The sequence below is a fragment of the Georgenia alba genome (assembly GCF_042665525.1).
In the GTDB taxonomy this organism is placed as follows: domain Bacteria; phylum Actinomycetota; class Actinomycetes; order Actinomycetales; family Actinomycetaceae; genus Allobogoriella; species Allobogoriella alba.
Genome location: NZ_JBHTCQ010000002.1, coordinates 327,623 through 348,007, shown reverse-complemented (window position 1 = coordinate 348,007; position 20,385 = coordinate 327,623). Strand labels below are relative to the sequence as shown.

18 protein-coding genes are annotated in these 20,385 nt (G+C 68.8%); 11 read left to right on the top strand and 7 right to left on the bottom strand.

Going from position 1 to position 20,385, the window contains the following annotated elements; genetic code table 11:
• Window positions 1-48 precede the first annotated feature (48 nt).
• The 9 genes from ACFQQL_RS11545 to ACFQQL_RS11505 all read left to right on the top strand — a co-directional run bounded on the left by ACFQQL_RS11545 (window position 49) and on the right by ACFQQL_RS11505 (window position 9,542).
• Window positions 49-927, top strand: coding sequence for a transketolase (locus tag ACFQQL_RS11545; RefSeq protein ID WP_382394463.1), 879 nt, complete (start codon window positions 49-51; stop codon window positions 925-927).
• Window positions 924-1,895, top strand: a complete 972-nt coding sequence (locus tag ACFQQL_RS11540; protein ID WP_382394461.1) for a transketolase family protein — start codon at window positions 924-926, stop codon at window positions 1,893-1,895. Before ACFQQL_RS11545 ends, ACFQQL_RS11540 begins: the two co-directional genes overlap by 4 nt.
• The gene (locus ACFQQL_RS11535) at window positions 1,888-3,366 is read left to right on the top strand and encodes an FGGY-family carbohydrate kinase (RefSeq protein WP_382394459.1); all 1,479 of its coding nucleotides are present in this window, start codon (window positions 1,888-1,890) and stop codon (window positions 3,364-3,366) included. Before ACFQQL_RS11540 ends, ACFQQL_RS11535 begins: the two co-directional genes overlap by 8 nt.
• A 26-nt stretch (window positions 3,367-3,392) precedes the next feature.
• Window positions 3,393-4,202 carry an SDR family NAD(P)-dependent oxidoreductase gene (locus ACFQQL_RS11530; protein ID WP_382394457.1) on the top strand — a complete coding sequence of 270 codons (810 nt, stop codon included), beginning with the start codon at window positions 3,393-3,395 and terminating at the stop codon, window positions 4,200-4,202.
• 46 nt (window positions 4,203-4,248) lie between these two features.
• Window positions 4,249-5,247, top strand: a complete 999-nt coding sequence (locus ACFQQL_RS11525) for an ABC transporter permease (protein WP_382394455.1) — start codon at window positions 4,249-4,251, stop codon at window positions 5,245-5,247.
• A 44-nt stretch (window positions 5,248-5,291) separates the two neighbouring features.
• Window positions 5,292-6,236 (top strand): substrate-binding domain-containing protein, encoded by a 945-nt coding sequence (locus ACFQQL_RS11520; RefSeq protein ID WP_382394453.1) that lies wholly within the window; start codon window positions 5,292-5,294, stop codon window positions 6,234-6,236.
• A 20-nt stretch (window positions 6,237-6,256) separates the two neighbouring features.
• Complete coding sequence (locus tag ACFQQL_RS11515) at window positions 6,257-7,711, top strand: sugar ABC transporter ATP-binding protein (RefSeq protein WP_382394451.1); 1,455 nt, start codon at window positions 6,257-6,259, stop codon at window positions 7,709-7,711.
• 156 nt (window positions 7,712-7,867) lie between these two features.
• Complete coding sequence (locus ACFQQL_RS11510) at window positions 7,868-8,788, top strand: sugar-binding transcriptional regulator (protein ID WP_382394449.1); 921 nt, start codon at window positions 7,868-7,870, stop codon at window positions 8,786-8,788.
• Window positions 8,742-9,542 (top strand): SDR family oxidoreductase, encoded by an 801-nt coding sequence (locus ACFQQL_RS11505; RefSeq protein WP_382394447.1) that lies wholly within the window; start codon window positions 8,742-8,744, stop codon window positions 9,540-9,542. Before ACFQQL_RS11510 ends, ACFQQL_RS11505 begins: the two co-directional genes overlap by 47 nt.
• Before the next feature lie 18 nt (window positions 9,543-9,560).
• Here ACFQQL_RS11505 and ACFQQL_RS11500 read toward each other — a convergent pair whose 3' ends face one another.
• Complete coding sequence (locus ACFQQL_RS11500) at window positions 9,561-10,184, bottom strand: GntR family transcriptional regulator (protein WP_382394445.1); 624 nt, start codon at window positions 10,182-10,184, stop codon at window positions 9,561-9,563.
• Between the two features lie 137 nt (window positions 10,185-10,321).
• Here ACFQQL_RS11500 and ACFQQL_RS11495 point away from each other — a divergent pair, with 137 nt between their 5' ends.
• Window positions 10,322-12,055, top strand: a complete 1,734-nt coding sequence (locus ACFQQL_RS11495) for an IlvD/Edd family dehydratase (protein ID WP_382394443.1) — start codon at window positions 10,322-10,324, stop codon at window positions 12,053-12,055.
• Window positions 12,056-12,109: 54 nt separating this feature from the next.
• Window positions 12,110-13,459, top strand: a complete 1,350-nt coding sequence (locus ACFQQL_RS11490) for a GntP family permease (RefSeq protein ID WP_382394441.1) — start codon at window positions 12,110-12,112, stop codon at window positions 13,457-13,459.
• Window positions 13,460-13,479: 20 nt separating this feature from the next.
• On the opposite strand, the gene ACFQQL_RS11485 is transcribed toward ACFQQL_RS11490, so the two are convergent.
• The 6 genes from ACFQQL_RS11485 to ACFQQL_RS11460 form a co-directional block, all read right to left on the bottom strand.
• Window positions 13,480-15,162 (bottom strand): thiamine pyrophosphate-binding protein, encoded by a 1,683-nt coding sequence (locus ACFQQL_RS11485; protein ID WP_382394439.1) that lies wholly within the window; start codon window positions 15,160-15,162, stop codon window positions 13,480-13,482.
• 67 nt (window positions 15,163-15,229) lie between these two features.
• Entirely contained in the window at window positions 15,230-16,162 is a 933-nt protein-coding gene (locus ACFQQL_RS11480; protein ID WP_382394437.1) for a lactate/malate family dehydrogenase, read from the bottom strand.
• A complete protein-coding gene (locus ACFQQL_RS11475) occupies window positions 16,162-17,664 on the bottom strand; it encodes a tripartite tricarboxylate transporter permease (RefSeq protein WP_382394435.1) in 1,503 nt (500 codons plus the stop codon). The genes ACFQQL_RS11480 and ACFQQL_RS11475 overlap by 1 nt, the downstream gene beginning before the upstream one ends.
• Before the next feature lies 1 nt (window position 17,665).
• Window positions 17,666-18,256, bottom strand: a complete 591-nt coding sequence (locus ACFQQL_RS11470; RefSeq protein ID WP_382394433.1) for a tripartite tricarboxylate transporter TctB family protein — start codon at window positions 18,254-18,256, stop codon at window positions 17,666-17,668.
• Complete coding sequence (locus tag ACFQQL_RS11465) at window positions 18,246-19,217, bottom strand: Bug family tripartite tricarboxylate transporter substrate binding protein (protein WP_382394431.1); 972 nt, start codon at window positions 19,215-19,217, stop codon at window positions 18,246-18,248. Before ACFQQL_RS11465 ends, ACFQQL_RS11470 begins: the two co-directional genes overlap by 11 nt.
• 13 nt (window positions 19,218-19,230) lie before the next feature.
• Window positions 19,231-20,367 (bottom strand): mandelate racemase/muconate lactonizing enzyme family protein, encoded by a 1,137-nt coding sequence (locus tag ACFQQL_RS11460; RefSeq protein ID WP_382394429.1) that lies wholly within the window; start codon window positions 20,365-20,367, stop codon window positions 19,231-19,233.
• Window positions 20,368-20,385 lie beyond the last annotated feature (18 nt).

The window sequence follows — 20,385 nt, the reverse complement described above, 5'->3', positions numbered from 1 at the left end:
CGGTGCTGTCATGACTCCGCACACCCAGTCGCTACTGAATGGATATGCATGATCGCCAACGATGTCGCACAGACTGATCTGTGGCGTTCACTGAAGGAAGACCTCGCCAATGCCTCTGCTTTGCAGCGCAGCGCGCTCCTCACCGAGGAAGCGCGGCAGCGGAGAAGGCAAAACGTCCGGATGATCTCTGAGGCGGGACAGGGGCACATCGGCGGCGACATGTCGGTCACAGACATCCTCACCGTCTTGTACTGCCACATTCTCCGTATCGATCCCGCGAACCCGGCATGGCCTGACCGCGATCGGCTCGTGATGTCCAAGGGGCACTGCGCCGGGGCGCTCTACACGGCGCTCGCTTCCTGCGGGTTCATCCCTTCGAGCGAGCTCAGCACGTTCATGGCACCGGGATCCCGCCTCAACGGCCACCCCAATCGACTGAAGGTTCCCGGCGTCGAGGCCAATACCGGTCCACTCGGACACGGACTGCCGATCGCCGTCGGGATCGCCCATGCCGGGATGCTGCGATCAGCGCGCTATCGCGTCTTTGCCGTGCTCGGCGACGGCGAGATGCAAGAGGGAAGCAACTGGGAGGCGCTCATGTCCGCCGCGCACTACCAGCTCAGCAACCTGTGCGCGGTCATCGACCGCAATCGTCTTCAGCAAGGTGCCCCGACAGAGGAGACGAACGCTCTCGACCCGCTGGCGGAACGGCTCCATGCCTTCGGCTGGGAGGTCCGGACCGTTGATGGGCACGACTTCGAGGCGCTCATCGATGCGTTCGAGCCATCCTCCGGGGGGCGGCCCGTCGCAGTCGTCGCCAACACCACCAAGGGGAAGGGCATCTCCTTCATGGAGGACGACGTCTCGTGGCACCACAAGGTGCCGACTGACGAACAGGTACGAACGGCGCTCGAGGAGCTGGCATGAGCACAGCCACGGGAGGCAGCGACGTCCAGCCGGCGGAGTACGACAATCGCGATGCCTTCGCGGATGAACTGATCGCGCTTGCGCGCGAGAACCCACGAGTCGTCGCGGTGTGCAACGACTCTGTCGGCTCATCGAAGCTGGGCGGATTCAAGTCAGAGTTCCCCGACCGACTCATCAACGTCGGCATCGCGGAGCAGAACCTCGTCGGTGTGGGCGCCGGCCTAGCCAACGGCGGATTCGTGCCCTTCGTCAGCGGAGCGGCCCCCTTCCTCACCGGCCGCGCCCTCGAGCAGATCAAGGCAGATCTCGCATACAGCCAATACCCGGTTGTTCTGTGTGGCATGAGCCCGGGCATGGCGTACGGCGAGCTGGGACCAACTCACCACTCGGTCGAGGACCTCTCCTGGCTCCGCGCACTGCCGGGCCTCGACGTCGTCGTGCCCGCGGACCGTCTCGAGACACGGCAAGCCCTCCGGATCGCCGCGGCCGCAGACCACCCCACGTTCATCCGCGTCGGGAGGTTCAAGGTCCCCGACGTCACGCCCGAGGGTGCGCGGCTCGAACGGGGACACTGGACCACGCTCCGGGACGGGGATGACGCGGCCGTCTTCGCCATCGGAACGATGGTCTCGCGTACTCTCCGGGCCGCCGAGTTGCTCGCGTCGGAGGGCATCGAGGTGCGCGTCGTCAACGCGGCATACGTCGCGCCCTTGGACCGCGCAGCCATCGCCGACGCCGCGGCATCGGTCAATGCCCTCGTCACCGTCGAGGAGGCCAACATCTCCGGAGGACTCGGAGCCGGGATCGCTGTCGAGGTGGCACAGTCCAAGAGGCGCCTACCGATGCGCATCCTCGGCGTCCGTGACGAGTTCGCCCCGACCGGCAGCAACGACAACCTCCTCGACTACTTCGGTCTGACGGCCTCTGCGATCAGCACAGCAGTGCGCGAGGCGCTTTCCGATGTCTGACACGGCGTACGTTCTCGCAGTCGATCAGGGCACCAGCTCGACCAAGGCGGTCGCGCTCTCCGCCGACGGCGCCGTCCGCGAAGGGCCAAGCGTCCCGCTCTCCCTCGCGAAACCCCGCCCCGGATGGGTCGAGCAGGACCCACTCGAGCTCCTCGAGAGCGTTCGAACTGCGTTGACCGCCATGGCTGAGCTGGTTCCAGGGCACGTGGGCGCGATCGGGCTGAGCACCCAACGAGAATCAGCATTGGCATGGGACGCAAAGACTGGTGAGCCCCTCGCTCCGGTGCTCGGGTGGCAGGACCGGCGGACGGCTAAGCGCGCGACCGAGCTGAAGGCGGATCATGCGGCTCAGGTCCGCGCCACGTCCGGGCTGCCCATCGACCCGATGTTCTCAGCGCTCAAGTTCGAGTGGCTCCTGAACGAGATCGATCCCGATCGGTCGAAGGCGCGACGGGGCCGCATCCGCCTGGGCACGGTCGACAGCTGGCTTGTGTATCAGCTCACTGGGGGGTTCCAGATCGAGGCGGGCAACGCGAGCCGGACCCAACTCCTCGACGTCCGCACCGGGGACTGGGACGAGGGCCTTCTCGAACTGTTTGACATTCCCCGGCAGTCACTCCCCGACGTGGTCCGGTCGGACCTCTCCACGCCTCTCGACCAGCCCCTACCCGGCCTTGCCGGCGTTGCTTTGGCAGGCGTACTCGGCGACTCGCATGCCGCCCTCTTCGCACACGGTGTGCGAGAACCGGGAACGGTGAAAACCACCTATGGAACCGGATCCTCGGTGATGGGCCTCACGGATCACCAGGTCCCTGGCGACGCCGGCCTGGTCGAGACGCTGGCGTGGCAGACCGAAACAGCGGCGCACGCGTTCGAGGGGAACATCCTCGCGACCGGAGCGACCCTTGTGTGGCTCTCCGAGATTCTCGGGCGACCCACTGACGAGCTGGCGGTGCTGGCCGAGAGTGTTCCTGACAGCGGCAACGTCAACATCGTGCCGGCGTTCTCCGGTCTCGGGGCGCCGTGGTGGGACGAGCAGGCCGTCGCGATCGTCGAGGGCTTCGACCTGGGCAGCCGACCCGCACATCTCGCACGCGCAGCGATGGAATCCGTCGTCTTGCAGATCGAGGACGTCCTGACCCGGGCCGACGACCTGGTCGACGGGCGCATCGCGACAGTTCTCGCGGACGGAGGGCCGGCCAGCAACGACTGGTTGATGCAGTGCCAAGCCGACCTCAGCGACCGCAAAGTCATCCGGCCCGCCGCAACGTGCCTCTCCGCGCTCGGCGCAGCACACATGGCCGGCCTCGGCATCGGGCTCTGGAGCGAGGCCGACCTCGATGGCCTTCACCGCCGGGGCGACGAGTTCGCGCCGTCACTCAGGCCCGCCGATCGCCTCCAACGGATTACCAGCTGGGCGCATGCCGTGGCCAGGTCGCGCATGCCCGTCCCACCACTCGCCGACGTCTGACCACGACGTCGAGAGAGGAACACCTCATGTCGCAGAACGCCTACTCACAGATCTTCGAAGGACACTTCGCCGGGAAGACGGCCGTCGTCATGGGCGGCGCGCGTGGCATCGGAGCAACGGTCGCCGAAGCGTTCGCCGGGTGCGGCGCCGACGTGCTTCTCACCGACCTCGATGACTCGGTCCACGAGACGTCCAAGCGTCTGTCCGCCGTCGGACTCACCGTGGAGAGTGCTGTAGCGGACGTCTTGGACGCGACCAGCGTGCGGGCGGTGTTCGAGCGTGTCGGTGACACGTGGGGCAAGCTCGACGTGCTGGTCAACAACGCCGGCATCATCTCGATCAAGAAGCTCGCCGAGACCACGACGGACGACTTCGCCCGGGTGCTGGCCGTCAACACGACCGGACAGTTCACCGCCATCCGGGAGGCGCACCCGCTGATCCGACGTGCTGGGGGCGGAACGATCCTCAACGCCGCCTCTGGCCAGGCCCGCCAGGGCTTTATGTACACACCGAGCTACGCGGCATCCAAGTTCGGGGTCGTCGGTATGACGCAGTCCCTGGCGAAGGAGCTCGCGCCCGACAACATCCGCGTCAACGCGTATTGCCCCGGCATCGTCGAGACACCGATGTGGGAGTACAACGACCGCGAGTGGGGCCGACTATTCGGTGGGTACGAGCCCGGAGAGTATGTCGCCGAGGCCATCGCCAGCATCCCGCTCGGTAGGGCGGCCACCGAGGGTGACATCGCCAATGCCCTGCTGTTCCTCGCGTCAGATGCCGGTAGCTACATCACCGGCCAGGCACTCAACGTCGATGGCGGCATGTTCATGAACTAGGCCGTCGCAACTTGGTCCCCCTTCCGACCACGCAACGGAGCGACCCATGTCTCAGACCCAAGCCCCAAGCCAGCTGGACCTCGAGCGTCCGCCCGACGCTCGGGGGACCTTGCGTTCCCGACTCGCCGGCTCTGGCGGTGCCTTCGCGGGACTCGGAGTCCTGTTCGTCGTCCTGTCCTTGACGACGCCCGGATTCTTCTCCGTGAACAACTTTCTCAACATTCTCGACCAAGTCACAGTCCTCGCGATCATCGCCGTCGGCGCCACCATGGTGATCATCGCCGGTGGCATTGACCTCTCAGTCGGTTCGGTACTGGCCCTCTCGACGATGGTGCTCGGCTGGCTGTCACACGCCGGTGGGCTTCCCACCTGGCTCGCCATCTTCGCTGCAATCGCGGTGGGCGGCCTGTGTGGCCTCATCAACGGGCTCGGCGTCACGGTCGCCAAGCTTCCACCGTTCATCGCGACACTGGCCATGCTGTCGGTCGCTCGCGGGTTGGCGAACCTGATCACCGACGGCCAGCAGATCGTGGGCTACCCGGACTGGTTCTTCAGACTGTCCTCATCGGGATTCCTCGGGTTCCTCTCGGTAACAACCGTCGTGATGGTGCTCGCATTCATCATCGGTGGCCTGTACCTGCGCTATCGGCCCGGCGGCCGCTCCCTCTACGCGATCGGCGGCGGCAAGGAGGTTGCACGTCTCGCCGGCATCAAGGTCCGTCGCATCGTGACGATGACCTATGTCTGGACCGGTCTGCTGGCTGGCGTGGCTGGCGTGGTTCTGGCCACCCGGCTCGACTCCTCCCAACCGTCGGCCGGCACCGCCCTCGAGCTCGACGTCATCGCGGCGGTCGTCATCGGCGGCGCAAGCCTCAGCGGCGGGACCGGACGCATGGCCGGGACGATCGCCGGAGTCCTGATCATGGGCATCCTCCGCAACGGACTCAATCTGCTGGGCGTCTCGCCATTCATGCAGCAGATCTTCATCGGCGTCGTCATCGCGCTCGCCGTGATGGCGGACATCCTCCGCCAGCGAAACAAATAGCCATTTCCAAGCCGTCCCAAGCACGACGTCTCGAGGGAGAGATCATGACAAAGCGACTGACAGCAATGGCCGTGGTGGCCGGTGTGGCCAGCATGGTCACCGGATGTGCGCTCACCGCCGAGTCCGACGATGAGCAGGTCACGATCGGCCTCGCGGTGGCGAATCAACAAGCCGACTTCTTCAACCAGATCCGTGAGGCCGTGCAGGCCAAGGGCGAGGCCGAGGGGGTCGAGATCGTGCTGGCTGATGCCGGTGGTGATGCCTCCCGCCAGGTCAGTCAGGTTCAAGACTTCATCACACAGCAGGTCGACGCGATCATCTACATCCCCGCCGGTGCTACTGCTGCATCGGTGCCTGTCCGCGACGCACGCGAGGCCGGCATCCCCGTCGTGTCCGTGGACCGCAATCCGGAGGACGCGCCGGGAGACACCTTCATCGCCACCGACAGTGTGGCGGCCGCCCGGGAGCTGGGCGACTGGGTGGTCGAGCAGACCGGCGGGGAGGGTCGGCTCGGCGTCATCCAGGGACAGATCGGAACCACTCCGGAGATCGCGCGGAACGAGGGGTTCGAGGCGGCTCTCGAAGACTCGAACATCGAAGAAGTCGCCCGGCAGGCCTCCGAGGGCTGGCACCAGGACGAGGGGTTCGACATTGCTCAGGACATGCTGCAGTCCAACCCGGACATCGACATCTTCTTCGGTCGAGCTGACGCGCTGGCACTCGGCGCCGCGCAGGCTGCCCGCGGAGCGGGATACTCACGCGAGGACATCCTCATCGTCGGATTCGACGGCGATGTCGCCGGTCTGGAGGCCGTTCGGGATGGCGTCATCGATGCCACCATCACGCAGCAGACACAGCACATGGGCAGGCTCGCGTTCGATTCCGCCATCCAGCTGGTGAACGGCGAAGACCTCCCGGCCGAACAGTTGCAGGAAGGGATCCTCACCACTCCGGAGAATGTCGAGGAGTTCATCGAGGAGCACCCGTGAGTGGCCTCAGCATCAGTGGCGTGAGCAAGGCTTACCCAGGGACGCAGGCGCTCGACGACGTCGATCTCGACGTGGGCCCCGGAGAGGTGGTCGCGCTCCTCGGCGAGAACGGAGCCGGCAAGTCGACACTCGCCGGGATCCTCGCCGGGCTGACCGAACCCAGCGCGGGCGAGATGACGTGGCTCGGCGAGCGTTATCGCCCGCCCTCTCCCGGATCTGCGCTCGAGGCAGGCGTCGCCCTCATCCATCAGGAGATGCGGCTGTTGCCCGAGCTCAGCGCCGCTGAGAACGTCGTCATCGGGCGCTGGCCCACCGGGGCGCACGGGTTCGTCGACCACAGGCGCCTCCTCGCCGAGGCTGCCGAGGTCCTGCAGAGCCTGGGCTTCCAGCCGGACCCGGAGACCCTGGTCCGCCATCTGAGCGTGGCTGCACAGCAGCAGGTCGAGATCGCGAAGGCGCTCGCTCAGAACGCCAAGTTACTGATCCTCGACGAGCCGACGGCCGCCCTGGGTCAGAGCGAGACGGAAGCGCTGTTCAGCAGGATCCGTGAGCTGAAGGAACGAGGTCACTCGTTCATCTACGTTAGCCATCGACTGGCCGAGATCAGGACGATCGCGGATCGCATCGTCGTGCTGCGGGACGGGCGGAAGGTCGCCGAGCATGAGAGCAGCGATGTCGAGGTGGATCGACTGGTTACGGAGATGGTGGGGCGCTCCGTGGACCGCCTCTTCCCCCGAATGCCCGACCCGGCCGAGGACGTCGTCCTCGAAGTCGAGGGACTCACGGGGGCGGACGACCGTTTCCGGGACGTGACGTTCTCAGTCAGGGCGGGAGAGGTCGTCGGGATTGCGGGCATCGTCGGCGCAGGTCGGACGGAACTCGTTCGGGCAATTGCCGGCGCAGACCAGGCAACCGCGGGCAGCGTCCGGGTCTCCGGTCGGCGGATCCGCACCGGTTCGGTGCCAGAAGCCATCACGAACGGCGTCGTGCTCGTCCCGGAGGACCGCCGTCATCATGGCCTCGTTGCCGACCTCACCGTCGGTGACAACACGATGCTGACGAACTTCTCCAAGGTGATGCGCCATGGCCGGATCGACCGGTCCCGGGTCGCCCAGCTTGGTCAGCGCGTGATCAACTCCATGAAGATCAAAGGCAGGTCGGAGACACGAGCGGAGGCATTGTCTGGCGGTAACCAGCAGAAGGTCGTCATCGGCAAGTGGCTCGAGCTCGGTCCCAGGGTCGTCCTGCTGGACGAGCCGACCCGGGGCATCGACGTCGGCGCGCGCGCCGCGATCTACGACGTCGTCCGAGGGCTTGCGGAGCAAGGACTCGCGGTCGTCGTTGTCAGCTCCGACCTGGAGGAGGTGATGGGGTTGTCGCACCGGATCATGGTTCTCGCGCAGGGTGCTCAGCAAGGAATCATCGAACGGTCAGAGATGACACCGGAGCGCATCATGGCACTGGCAACGGTCTAGCAGGACGACGGAGGCGAGCTCGTGAACGACATCCCGGCCAAGCGACACCGCTCGCGAGGTGCGAGGAGCCAGGGAGACCTCGAGCTGGTGACGAAAGTGGCTCGCCTGTACTACGAGTCGGGTCTGCGGCAGCCGACCATAGCCAACCAGCTGCACATGTCCCAATCACGTGTCTCCCGCCTCCTCAAGGAGGCACATGACCGGGAGATCGTCCGCATCTCGGTGATCCCGCCCGCAGGCCTGGAACCTGAGCTGGAGGACGCAGTCAGGGACCGGTACGGCCTGCTCGACGTGGTCGTCGTGCACACACAGGGAATCACCGATCGGGCCCTGCTCGCCGCGATCGGCGGCGTGGCGGGCAAGTACATCGAGGCGACGCTCACCGGCGCAGATGTCGTCGGAATCTCGTCATGGTCGGAGACGTTGCTCGAGGCTGTCGACGCGATGACGAAGTCGCGAACCCGGTCGGCCCAGGCTGTCGTCCAGCTGCTGGGTGGTGTCGGGCGACCCGAGGTGCAGTTCGATGCGACACGGCTCGCCTCTCGCCTCAGCGAGGTGACGGGCGCCGAACCCTACTTCCTGCAGGCGCCGGGTCTGGTGTCATCGCGCGCGGTCCGTGACGCGCTCCTCGAGGATGCTCAGGTGGCACGCACGGCAGGCATGTGGAGTGCGCTGACCGTGGCACTCGTAGGCATCGGCAGTCTTGACCCGTCCCCCCTCCTGCTGCGGTCGGGCAACTCGGTGCCGGCCGAGGAGATGGACGCCCTCCGGGAGCTCGGTGCCGTCGGCGACGTCGTACTCAAGTTCGTCGATCCCGAGGGCACCCACCTGAGCACGGACCTGGATCAGCGAGTCGTCGGGATCGGGGCCGGAGCATTCAAGGAGATCCCCAGACGAGTCGGAGTCGCTGGAGGACCGGGCAAGTTGGAAGCGATCCGCGCGGTACTGCGTGGCGGATGGGTGAACGTGCTCATCACCGACGAGAACACGGCGCACGGTCTCGTCGACGAGATTGGCGGAGAGGCAATTGATGATGGAGACCAGTCGGACGCACTCGTTGAAGTCCCGAGGAGTTGATTTCTCGCTCGCGGGGCAGGTCGGCCTGGTGACAGGGGCGGCGAGCGGAATCGGACAGGCTGCGGCGATCGGGATGGCCGCGTCCGGGGCGCACGTCGCGTGTCTGGACCGGCCCGGAGTCGACATGTCCGAGACGACCGCCGCGATCGAGGCGCACGACGCATCCGCCCTCGCGGTTGCGTGCGACGTCACGTCGCTCGACCAGCTCACCGAGGCCGTTCAACGAATTGAGGACACCCTCGGCCCGCTCGAGCTCGCCGTCAACGCCGCGGGGATCGCCAACGCTGCTCCAGCCGAAGACATGCCCCTCGAACAGTGGCAGACGCTGTACGACGTCGACGTCACCGGCGTCTTCCTGAGCTGCCAGGCCCAGGGTCGGGCATTGCTGGCACGTGGGCGCGGCTCCATCGTGAACATCGCGTCGATGTCGGGCACGATCGCCAACCGAGGTCTTAAGCAGGTCCACTACAACAGCGCCAAGGCGGCTGTTCAGCACCTGACCAAGTCACTCGCGGCGGAGTGGGCAGATCGTGGCGTACGGGTCAATGCGATCAGCCCTGGCTACACGGCCACCCCGATGAACACCCGTCCGGAGGTCGCCGACCAAATGAGCCAGTTCGCGTCGGAGACGCCCATGCAGCGCATGGCCGAGCCCGAGGAGATCGCCGGCCCCACGGTGTTCCTCCTCTCGTCTGCCGCATCGTTCTGCACAGGCGTCGATCTCCTGGTTGATGGTGGCTTCTGTTGCTGGTGACGACTCTCGGACCCATCCCTACCCGGGCCCCAGCCGCCTGAGATACGCGTCGCGCGACGGAAGCAGGTGGGCCCGGCACACCTCCGCCAGGCCGGCGGTGTCACCGTCCTGCAGGGCACGGATCATCTGCCAGTGCTCGTCCCGGCTGCGGCTGAGGAACTCGGGGCTGGTCACCGTGACGGACCTGATCGGGTAGGCCATCTGGGCGTGTCGACGGATCGCGGCGACCAGCACGTCGTTGTCGGCCAGGGCGAACAGCGCCTGGTGGAAGGCCGTGTTGGCGCGCACCACGGCCCGCAGGTCCTCGGCGGCGATCGCGTCGTCGTGCTGCTGCTGGATCTCCAGCAGCTCCTCGACCCGGTCCTGCGAGACCGGCACCTGGATCAGGCTCGCGCAGTGGGTCTCCAGCAGCTCCCGCACGGCGTAGAGGTCGCGCACCTCCTTGGCGGTGTGCGCCTTGACGAACGCGCCGACGTTAGGGCGGCGCTCGACGAGCCCCCGGTTCTCGAGCTCGACGAGGGCGCTGCGCACGACATGGCGCTTAGCGCCGAAGTCGCGCATCAGGTCGTCCTCGACGAGTCTCTCGCGCGGGTAGCGCAGCCCGAGGACGATCTCCTCCTCCAGCTGCTCGAGCAGGGACACCCGCGGCCATCCTCTCGGGTCGTTCGTCGGTCGGAGGAAGCAGTTTCGCATGCCGTTTGCCTGCCTCACCGCCCACGTGGTTGACTCAGCGACCGATCGTTATCACCAACATTATCGATAATGAGGTCGCGGAAGAGATGACGAGGAAGAGCACGTCCGCCGAGGGCATCACCCGCGGCCTTCCCAACTACGGGGACCCGGGGTTCTCGCTCTTCCTGCGCAAGGCGTTCATCAAGGGCGCCGGCTACACCGACGACGCGCTCGACCGCACCGTCGTCGGCATCGTGGACACCGGCAGCGGGTTCAACCCGTGCCACGGCAACGTCCCGCAGCTCGTGGAGGCGGTGAAGCGGGGCGTCATGCTGGCCGGCGGGCTTCCCGTGGAGTTCCCGACGATCTCCCTCCACGAGAGCTTCTCGAACCCGACCAGCATGTACCTGCGCAATCTCATGTCCATGGACACCGAGGAGATGATCCGCGCGCTGCCCGTGGACGCCGTGGTCCTCATCGGCGGGTGCGACAAGACGGTCCCCGCCCAGCTCATGGGCGCCGCCTCCGCGGGCGTTCCGGCGATCCAGCTGGTCACCGGGTCGATGCTCACCGGCGGGCACCGCGGCGAGCGCGTCGGGGCCTGCACCGACTGCCGGGCCTTCTGGGGCCGCTACCGCGCGGAGGAGATCGACCAGGAGGAGATCGACGAGGTCAACTCCCGCCTCGTCGGCAGCGTGGGCACCTGCTCGGTGATGGGCACGGCCTCGACCATGGCGTGCGTGAGCGAGGCGCTCGGCATCGCCCTGCCGGGCAGCGCCTCTCCCCCGGCGGTGACCGCCGACCGGATGCGGATCGCCGAGATGACCGGGACACGGGCGGTGGGCCTGGCCCAGGACGGCGTGGGCATCGAGCAGATCCTCACCCCGGCCGCGTTCGAGAACGCGCTGCGGGTGATGCTCGCCATCGGCGGGTCCACCAACGGGATCGTCCACCTCGCCGCCGTCGCCGGTCGCCTCGGCCTCTCGCTCGACCTCGACGCGTTCGACCGGATGAGCGAGGAGACGCCGGTGCTGGTGAACCTCAAGCCGGCGGGAAGCCACTACATGGAGGACTTCCACCGGGCGGGCGGCGTCCCGATGCTCCTGCACCAGCTTGGCGACCTGCTCGACCGCGACATCATGACCGTCACCGGCCGGACCGTCGGCGAGGAGATCGACGCCTTCACGCCGTTCCCCCAGGACGTCATCCGGCCGCGGGAGAACCCGATCTACCCGGCCGGGAGCATCGCGGTCCTCCGCGGCAATCTCGCGCCGTCGGGCGCCATCATCAAGCGGGCGGCCGCGTCACCGGACCTGCTGGAGCACCGCGGCCGCGCCGTCGTCTTCGAGGGCTCCGCGGACCTCGCGGCACGGATCGACGACGACGATCTCGACGTGACCGCTGACGACGTCCTCGTCCTGAAGGGCATCGGACCCGTCGGCGCACCGGGGATGCCCGAGGCGGGCTACATCCCGATCCCGAAGAAGCTCGCCCGCCAGGGCGTCCGAGACATGGTCCGGCTGTCCGACGGCCGGATGTCCGGTACCGCGGCGGGCACGATCGTTCTGCACGTCTCCCCTGAGGCGGCGGTCGGCGGACCGCTGGCGCACGTGCGCACGGGCGACGTCGTCCGCCTCAGCGTCCGCGACCGCGCCATCGAGGTCGAGGTCTCGGACGAGGAGCTCGCGCGACGCGCGGGCGAGACTCCGCAGACGGTGCCGACCGGGGGCCGGGGCTACCGAAAGCTCTTCCTGGAGGAGGTCACCCAGGCCGAGGCCGGGGTCGACTTCCGCTTCCTCCAGGCCGAGGACGTCCGCGGCTCGGTGCCACGGACCCGCTGACCCATCCGTACCCGCCCGGTGACCACCCGGGCACCAACCATCGACGGAGATGTTGTGGAGCCGACCACCTGGACCTTGATCGCCGCTGTGCTCGCGGTCGCCGTGCTGCTCGTGCTGGTGATCTGGGCGAAGATCCAAGCCTTCATCGCGCTGCTCGTGGTGAGCATCGCGTTCGGCATCGCGGTCGGGATCGACCCCGTCGGGCTGCTCGACCTCGTGGTCGAGGAGATGGGCGGCGGACTGGGGCAGGTGGCGCTCGTCATCGGGCTCGGCGCGGTGTTCGGTGAGGTCCTGCAACGGGCCGGGGCCGCCGAGCGCCTCGCGACGACGCTCATCTCCAAGTTCTCCGACCGCAACGTCGCCTGGGGGCTGGGGTTCGCCGGCTTCCTGGTCTCGATCGCGGTCTTCATCGACGTCGCCATCGTGATCCTCGTACCGATGCTCTACAACATCGCCCGACGCACCAAGCGGTCGCTGCTGTTCTACGGGATCCCGCTGTGCGCCGGCCTGAGCGTCACGCACACCTTCATCCCGCCGACGCCCGGGCCGATCGCGACCGCCGGGATCATGGAGGCGGACCTCGGCCTCATCATCCTCTACGGCACGATCTGCGGTATCCCCGCGATGCTCATCGCCGGCCCGCTGTTCGGCCGGTGGATCTCGAGCCGCATCTTCGTGCCGGTCCCCGAGGAGCTCGCGGCCCCGCCCGAGCCGCGGGAGCCGCGCGACCTGCCGTCATTCGGCTCCGTGGTCGCGACCCTGCTGCTCCCCCTCGCGCTGATCCTCGCCGGCACGACGGCGGAGGCCGTCCTGCCCGAGAACAGCTCGGCCCGGACGTTCTTCACCTTCGTCGGCAACCCGGTGATCGCGCTCCTGCTGACCTGCCTGTTCACCCTCTGGTTCTTCGGCCTCCGCCTGGGCCGGTCGCGCGACGAGCTGCAGCAGATGGCCACCAAGGCCCTCGCCCCGGCCGGGGTCATCATCCTCATCACCGGCGCCGGCGGCGTCTTCGGCGGCCTCCTCGTCGAGTCCGGGGTCGGCGACATGCTCGCCAACACGATGGCGAGCGCCAACATGCCCATCGTCCTGTTCGGCTTCCTGGTGGCGGCGGTGCTGCGCATCTCGCAGGGCTCCGGGACGGTCGCGATGATCACCGGCGCCACCCTCACCGCCCCCATCGCCAACACGCTGGGCGTCAACGACACCGTCACCGCACTGACGTGCATCGCCATCGCCAGCGGCGCCGCCGCCTTCTCCCACGTCAACGACTCCGGCTTCTGGATGGCGAACCGGTACTTCGGCATGTCCGTCGCGGACACACTCAAGTCCTGGACCGTCATGAAGACCATCGTCGGCCTGACCGGCTGCACGATGGCGCTCTTGCTCAGTGCGGTGGTGGGCTGAGCGGCAGACCGGTCGTGCCCCTACTCGTGCTCCGCGAAACTGTGCGCGAGCACCCATGACGGGAACGCCGTGATCTTAGCGTCGATGACGAGCGGGCGGTCCCGGGCGCCGTCGAGCCAGGCGCGTAGCGGCTCCAGGTCCTCTTCGGCACGGACGGTGATGCCCTCGCAGCCGAAGCCGCGCGCGATCGCGGCGATGTCGGTCTCCGGGAAGACGACCGTGTCGAGCCGGTCGGTCTCGTGCTCGAAGTGGTGCACCTCGGCGCCGTAGGCGTTGTCGTTGTAGACCACGACGATCAGCGGCAGCTGCAGACGGACGGCTGTGTCCAGCTCGACGAGCGACATCATGAACCCGCCGTCGCCGATGCCGGCGATCGTCACGCGCTCCGGGCTCGCCACCGAGGATCCGATGGCGCTGGACAGCGCGAGGCCGATGGACTGCAACGCGAGCGGCACGCAGTAGCCGCGGTTGTCCGGAACCCTGAGGTTCATCGCGGGGTAGGCGTTGAAGTTGCCGCCGTCGGGGACCACGACGCGTTCCATCGGGACCATGCGGTCGATCGCGTTGGTCAGGGTGCGGGGGTCGATCCGCCCCGACCCGGGCACCGCCGGGTCCACCGGCTCGGAGGTGTCGTCGTAGGGCTGGTCGCTCCAGTTGAGCGACTCGGCCACCTTCCGCGACACGTCCTCGGTGCGGTAGCCGGTGTGCGGGACGCCCCCGCGGGACTCGAGCTCGGCCGCGACCGCGGCGGCCGTCAGGGCCGTGTCCCCCAGCACCTCGACGTCCACCGGGTAGTGGAAGCCGAAGGCGCGGAGGGTGTCGTCGACCTGCACCACGGTCTTGTTCCGCAGGAACCAGCCGTCGCGCGTGGTCCAGCGGTTCAGGGCCGCCCCGAACGCCACGAGGACGTCCGCCTGCGAGATCAGCTCCGCGGCGCCCTCGGTGGAGAAGCCGCCCATGACGTCCAGGTGCCACGGGTCCTCGTGGAACAGCCCGCGGCCGACGGCGCTCGTGGTGAGCAGCGCCCCGGCCAGCTCGGCCAGGTGGCGGATCTCCGGGACGGCGTGGGCGGCGCCGCGACCGCCGACGATCACCGGGCGCTCCGCCCCGGCCAGCAGGTCCGCCAGGCGGGAGACGGATTCGGGCGCCGCCACCGGGACGGTGGGCGGCACCGGGGGCGCGAGGCGCTCGAGGAGGTCCTGCTGGGACGGCGGCAGGTCCTGGCGCTGGAGGTCCAGCGGCAGCGAGAGCACCACGGTCCGCCGCCGGTTGACGGCCGTGCGCACGGCCCGGACGGTGTCCCGGATCGCGGTGGCGGGCGTGTGGATCCGCTCGGGGACCGCGCCCATGCCCTCGACGACCTTGTCCTGGTCGATCCAGAAGTTGCTCTCGTACTCGCCGCCCGGCGTGTCACCAGAGACGACCAGGACCGGCGTGCGGGACTTGGCCGCCTCGCCGATGCCGGTGAGCGCGTTCGACAGCCCGCATCCCTGGTGCACGCTGACCACGGTGAGGCGGCCGGTGGACCTCGCGTAGGCGTCGGCCATGCAGGCGGCACCCATCTCGTGGCGTGAGGCGACGAACGGGAGCCCGGCCGCCGTCAGCGCGTTCGTGGTGCGGAAGTTCCCGCTGCCGACCACGCCGAACACCCTCGAGGCGCCCATCTTCGCGATCGCCAGCCCTACTGCCTCATCGACCTTCATCTCTTCTTCCTCACGCTCGTACGTCGTTACCGGGCGACCGCCGCCGCCCCGTTCTGCTGTGCAGGGCTCAGCCGAGGCTGTCGGCCAGCCGTCGCACGCTCTCGGCGGCGGCACTCAGCTCCGCCCGCTCGGCCCCTGCCAGGTCGACCTCGGTGTCGGGCGCGGCCCGGCCGCCGGCGAAGGACGTCGGGTAGCCGACGAACGCGTCGTCGGGCAGGTAGTCGATCCCGTCCGTCGCGACCGACATGGGGAGCGTCCGGCCCTGCCGCATGGCGGTCACCGACGCCGCGACGCCGGCCGCGGTCGACCGGGTGGAGGAGCGGCCGCTGTTGAGCGCGTGCCATCGTTCCCACCACCCGTCCATGGCCTCGACGACGCGGACCCGCTGCTCGGGCGCCAGCTCGACCGGCTCGCCGTCCACCCGCACCCGGCTGAACGCCGGGACGAGCTCCTCGCCGTGCACGCCGAGCGCCTCGGCGTGCACCCGGTCCGGCGTCACCCCGAGCTCGTCGGCGACGGCCAGGCGCAGGCGCGTCGAGTCGTTGAGCGAGTACCCGATGATCCGGTCCCGCATCCCGACGGCGCGGGCCAGCCGGGCGGCCATCGCGTCGATCGGGTTGGTGATGACCAGGACCATCCCGCTCTCCCCCGCCGCGTGCCGGATGGGTTCCGCCAGCGACTCCAGCAGCTCCCAGTTCGTGGCCGCGAAGCTGCTGCGGGACCGGCCGGGCCGCTCCCCCAGCGTCGCCGCGCAGATGACGAGGTCCGACGGGCGGTCCAGCTCTCGGGCGGAGTGCGGGTCGTGCACCGTGATCCGCGGCGGCACTCCTCCCGCCACGACGGCGGACTCGCGCAGGTCGATCCGGTCCGCCTCGAGCACGTTGGTCCGCACGTCCACCAGGTGCAGCACGTCGAAGAGGCCCTGCCGGACCAGCTCGGTCGTCACGCTCGCCCCGATGCCGCCCGCGGCGCCGATGATGGTTGCCGAGGTCTCGCTCATCACACTCCTACCGTCTCTGTGACGCTACGGCGTCGGATGGTCCGCACGATCGCCGGCACGGCGACGAGGGCGACCCCGAGCACGAAGATCGCGATGGCGATGGGCCGCTCCGCGAAGATCCCGAAGGAGCCTCCGCTGATCGCCAGAGAGCGACGCAGCTCGGCCTCGAGCATGCCGCCGAGCACGAGCCCCAGCACCAGTGGCGCCACCGGATAGCCCTGCTGCCTCATGACGATCCCGAAGAGTGCCAGACCGAGCGCCAGCCAGGCGTCGAACATCAGGCCGGAGACGGCGAACGCGGCCACGACCGATACCGCCGACACGACCGGGTACAGGTAGGAGTAGCGGATGCGCAGCACCGAGGCGAACACGGGCGCGAGCGGCAGGTTCAGCACCAGCAGCAGGATGTTGCCGAGGTAGAACGACGCGATGAGTCCCCACACGACGTCGGGCTGCTGCTCGAACAGGAGCGGGCCGGGTTGGATGTCGAAGAGGACGAAAGCCCCGAGCAGGATCGCGGTGGTGGCCGAGCCGGGGATGCCCATGGTCAGGGTCGGGATGAAGGCGCCGTTCACGGCGGCGTTGTTCGCGGCCTCCGGTGCGGCGACGCCGCGGATGTCGCCGTGGCCGAACATCGATCGGTCCTTCGCGGCGCGTCGCTCGACGCCGTAGGCGAAGAACGAGGCGAGCGTCGGCCCCGCACCCGGCAGGATGCCGACGAGGAAGCCGAGCAGGCCGCCTCGCGTGATGCTGCCGCCGACGGTGCGGAGCTCCTTCCGGGACAGCGTCATGTCGCGGAAACGGGTCCGGATCGGGGCGACGTGCCCGCTGGCTCCCTGGGAGACGAGCCCGGCGAGCGCGACGATGCCGACCACCACGGCGACGAGGCTGACGCCGGAGTAGAGCTCGGAGAAGTCGTAGATGTAGCGCAGCACGCTCGTCTGCGTGTCGATGCCGACCATGGCGATCATGGCGCCGACGACCGCCATCATGACGCCCTTCAGCGGGTTGCGGCCGACGATCCCGCCCACCGTGAGGAGCCCGAGGACCATCAGGGCGAACATCTCCGGTGGACCGAAGTTGAGCGCGACGGCCGCGAACGCCGGTGCGAGCACGGACATGAGCAGGACGGTGAAGGTGCCCGCCCCGAACGAGGCGATGGCCGCCACGGCGAGCGCCTGGCCCGCCCGGCCCATGAGGGCCATCTTGTGGCCGTCGATCACGGTGACCATCGATGCGCCGTCGCCGGGGGTGCTGATGAGCACGGCGCTGATGGTCGCGCCGTACTCAGTGCCGTAGTAGATGCCCGCGAGCATGATGAGCGCGGTCACCGGGTCGAGCGTGAGGGTGAGCGGCAGCATGACCGCCACGCCCGACGCCGACCCGAGGCCGGGCAGCATGCCGATGAAGGTGCCCAGCACCACGCCGAGCAGGCAGAACAGCACGTTCTCCAGCTGGAGGGCGACGCTGAAGCCGGTGAGGATGCCCTGCAGGATGTCCATGTCAGAGCCCGATCATGCTGCTCGGGAAGTTGACGGAGAGCAGGACGCCGAAGACCAGCCAGAGCAGCACCGCCGTGACGGCACCGAGGAGGAGCGCCCGCACCGGCGGCATGCGCTCGACCACGAGGCAGATCGCCACGACGGCCATGGCCAGGCCGAGGACCATGCCGACGACCTGGGTGAGCGCGAGGCCGCAGCCGAGCAGGGCGACGACGAGTGCCGCCCGCAGCAGGGTGCGGTGCTCGGTGCGCCCCGCACCGTCGTCGGGTGCCTCCGGCGTGGGCTCGTCCGGCGTGCCGCCGTCGGGGGTGCCGAGCCCGCCGGTTGCGGGAGCGGAGCGTCGGGCGCCGCCCCGCAGGGCCCGCGCGTCGCCGACCAGCACGACGACGGCGGAGACGACCAGCAGGACACCCAGACCGGCCGGCACGGCGCCGGGACCGATCGGCGTGCCCTCGGCGGTGATCCCGAACCCGAAGGCGGTCAGCGTGAAGTAGACGCCGGCCGCGGCGAGGAACGCGGCGAACCCGATGCCGATCCACCGGGCGGCCGGCGACTCCGCGGCCGGCGCCCGTGACTCGCGCTCAGCCACCATTCCCGGCCAGGGTCTCGACCTGATCGGCGAGGAACGTGTCGAGCTCGTCCCCGGTCATGAGCCGCGGCGTGAGCGCGTTCTCCTCGATGTACTCGGCGTACCCGTCCGACTCGGTCCACTCGGTGAGGACGTCGATCCAGTAGTCCTCCTGCTCCTGGCTCAGCTCCGGCGCGCCGAAGAACAGGCGGACCTGGGTGGCGAACTCCTGGTCGGTGCCGAGCTCGTTGGCCAGCGGCACGTCGGCGAGCAGCGGGTGCGGCGCGGGCTCGCTGCCGGTGCTCAGCACGACGTCGATCTCGCCCGCCTCGACCTGCGGCAGGAACTCCGTCGGCTCCAGCACCGCGAGGTCGATGTCTCCGGCGATGACGCCGCGGACCACGTCGCCGCCGCCCTCGTACACGACGGGCTGGAACGTCAGGTCGAACGCCTCCGCGACCTGGTCCGCGACCAGGGTGTCGCCCGAGCCGCTGCCGACCTGCCCGACGGTCAGGTTGCCGGACCGGGCCTGCTCGATCATGTCCTCGGCCGAGGAGTACGCGCCCGCCCTGGCCACGATGTAGGAGACGTCTTCGGCGATGACGGCGAGCTGGGTGAAGTCCTCCCACGTGTAGCCGATGTCCTGCTCGCTCGGGCGGACGATCATGTTCGCGGTGTTGCCGACGCCGATGATCTCACCGCGGCCGGGCTCCTCCTTCAGCAGCAGGACCCCGGCGACGGTGTCGTAGTTCTCGACGACGGCGGTCACCCCGGTCACGCCCTCGTACGCGGCCGCGAACTCGCGGCCCAGGATGTCGCTGCCGCCGCCGGGCTGGGCACCCACTGCGACCTCGACGTCTTCCTCGGGCGTCCAACCCCCGCCCTCGCCGCCGCCTTCCGGGGTGCTGCTCTGGCTCTCCGAGCAGGCCGCCAGGGCCAGTGCGGTGCTGATGGCCAGCGCCATTGCCAGGCCGTTCCTGCGCATCTCGGTTCCCCTCTCAGTGGGTCTCGACCCGGAACTCCGCCACCGCGTCCTCGCGGAGGATGAGGCCCAGGCCCGGTTCTTCCGTGAGCCGGACGAGCCCGTCCTCGGGCTCCGGCAGGCCGGAGTAGAGCTTCTTCGCGAACTCCCAGCCCTGGATGTGGTACTCGACGGGGCCGTCCATCGCGATGGCCCCATAGAGGTGGATGTTCAGGTGCGGCTCGCTGCCGCCCATGCCGACGGCCATGTTGTACGCCTCGGCGAGGTGCGCCGTCGCCAGCGCGCCCGTGTACCCGCCGATGTCGCGGACGTTGGGCTGGATGACGTCGACGGCACGGTGCTCGATGTACTCGCGCATGTAGACGACGTCCCCGGTTCCCAGGCCGCCGGCCGCGATGGCGAGGTCGGTGCGGCGGCGCAGCTCGCCCATGAGACGGGCGTCGGCCATGAGGATGGGGTCCTCGAACCATGTCAGGTCGAGGTCCTCCACCAGCTTCGAGAGCCGCAGCGCCTGCGGCAGGGTGAAGTTCTTGTTGGCGTCGATCATGAGCTTGACCGACGGTCCGACCGCCTCGCGCAGAGCCGCGACGCGCTGGGCGTCGCGCACGACGTCGTCGTCGCTGGGCAGGCCGAACAGGTCGTCGCCGCTGGCGCTCGAGCCCGCGCCGACGACCATCTTCAGGCCCTTGTGCCCCGCGGCGACCAGCAGCCGACCCGCCTCGCACAGCTCGTCCTGGGAGTAGGAGGCGAGGCCGAAGGTCACGTAGGTCTGGACGGTCGAGCGGGCTCCGCCCAGAAGTCGCCAGATCGGCTCGCCCGCGGCCAGTCCCTTGAGGTCCCAGCACGCGACGTCGAGGAGGGAGGCGGCCCGGCTCCAGACGCCCTGGACGGACCGTTGGGATGTCTTCACGAGCAGCTTGGACCGCAGCTGGGTGGGACGGCGCGGGTCCATGCCGATGACCTGCGGCGCGAGGGTGTGGCGGCAGAACGCGGCGAGCGACTCGGGCTGCGGGTGCGTCGACGCGGCCGTGCCGACGCGTCCGTCGTCGGTGATGAGCCGCAGCAGGACGACGGGTGCGTAGGCGTCCTTCTCGTGCAGGGGGTATCGGACCGGTACCCGAAGCTGGTCGACCTGGACGTCGGTGATTCTCACGGTGCTCCTCGATCGTTC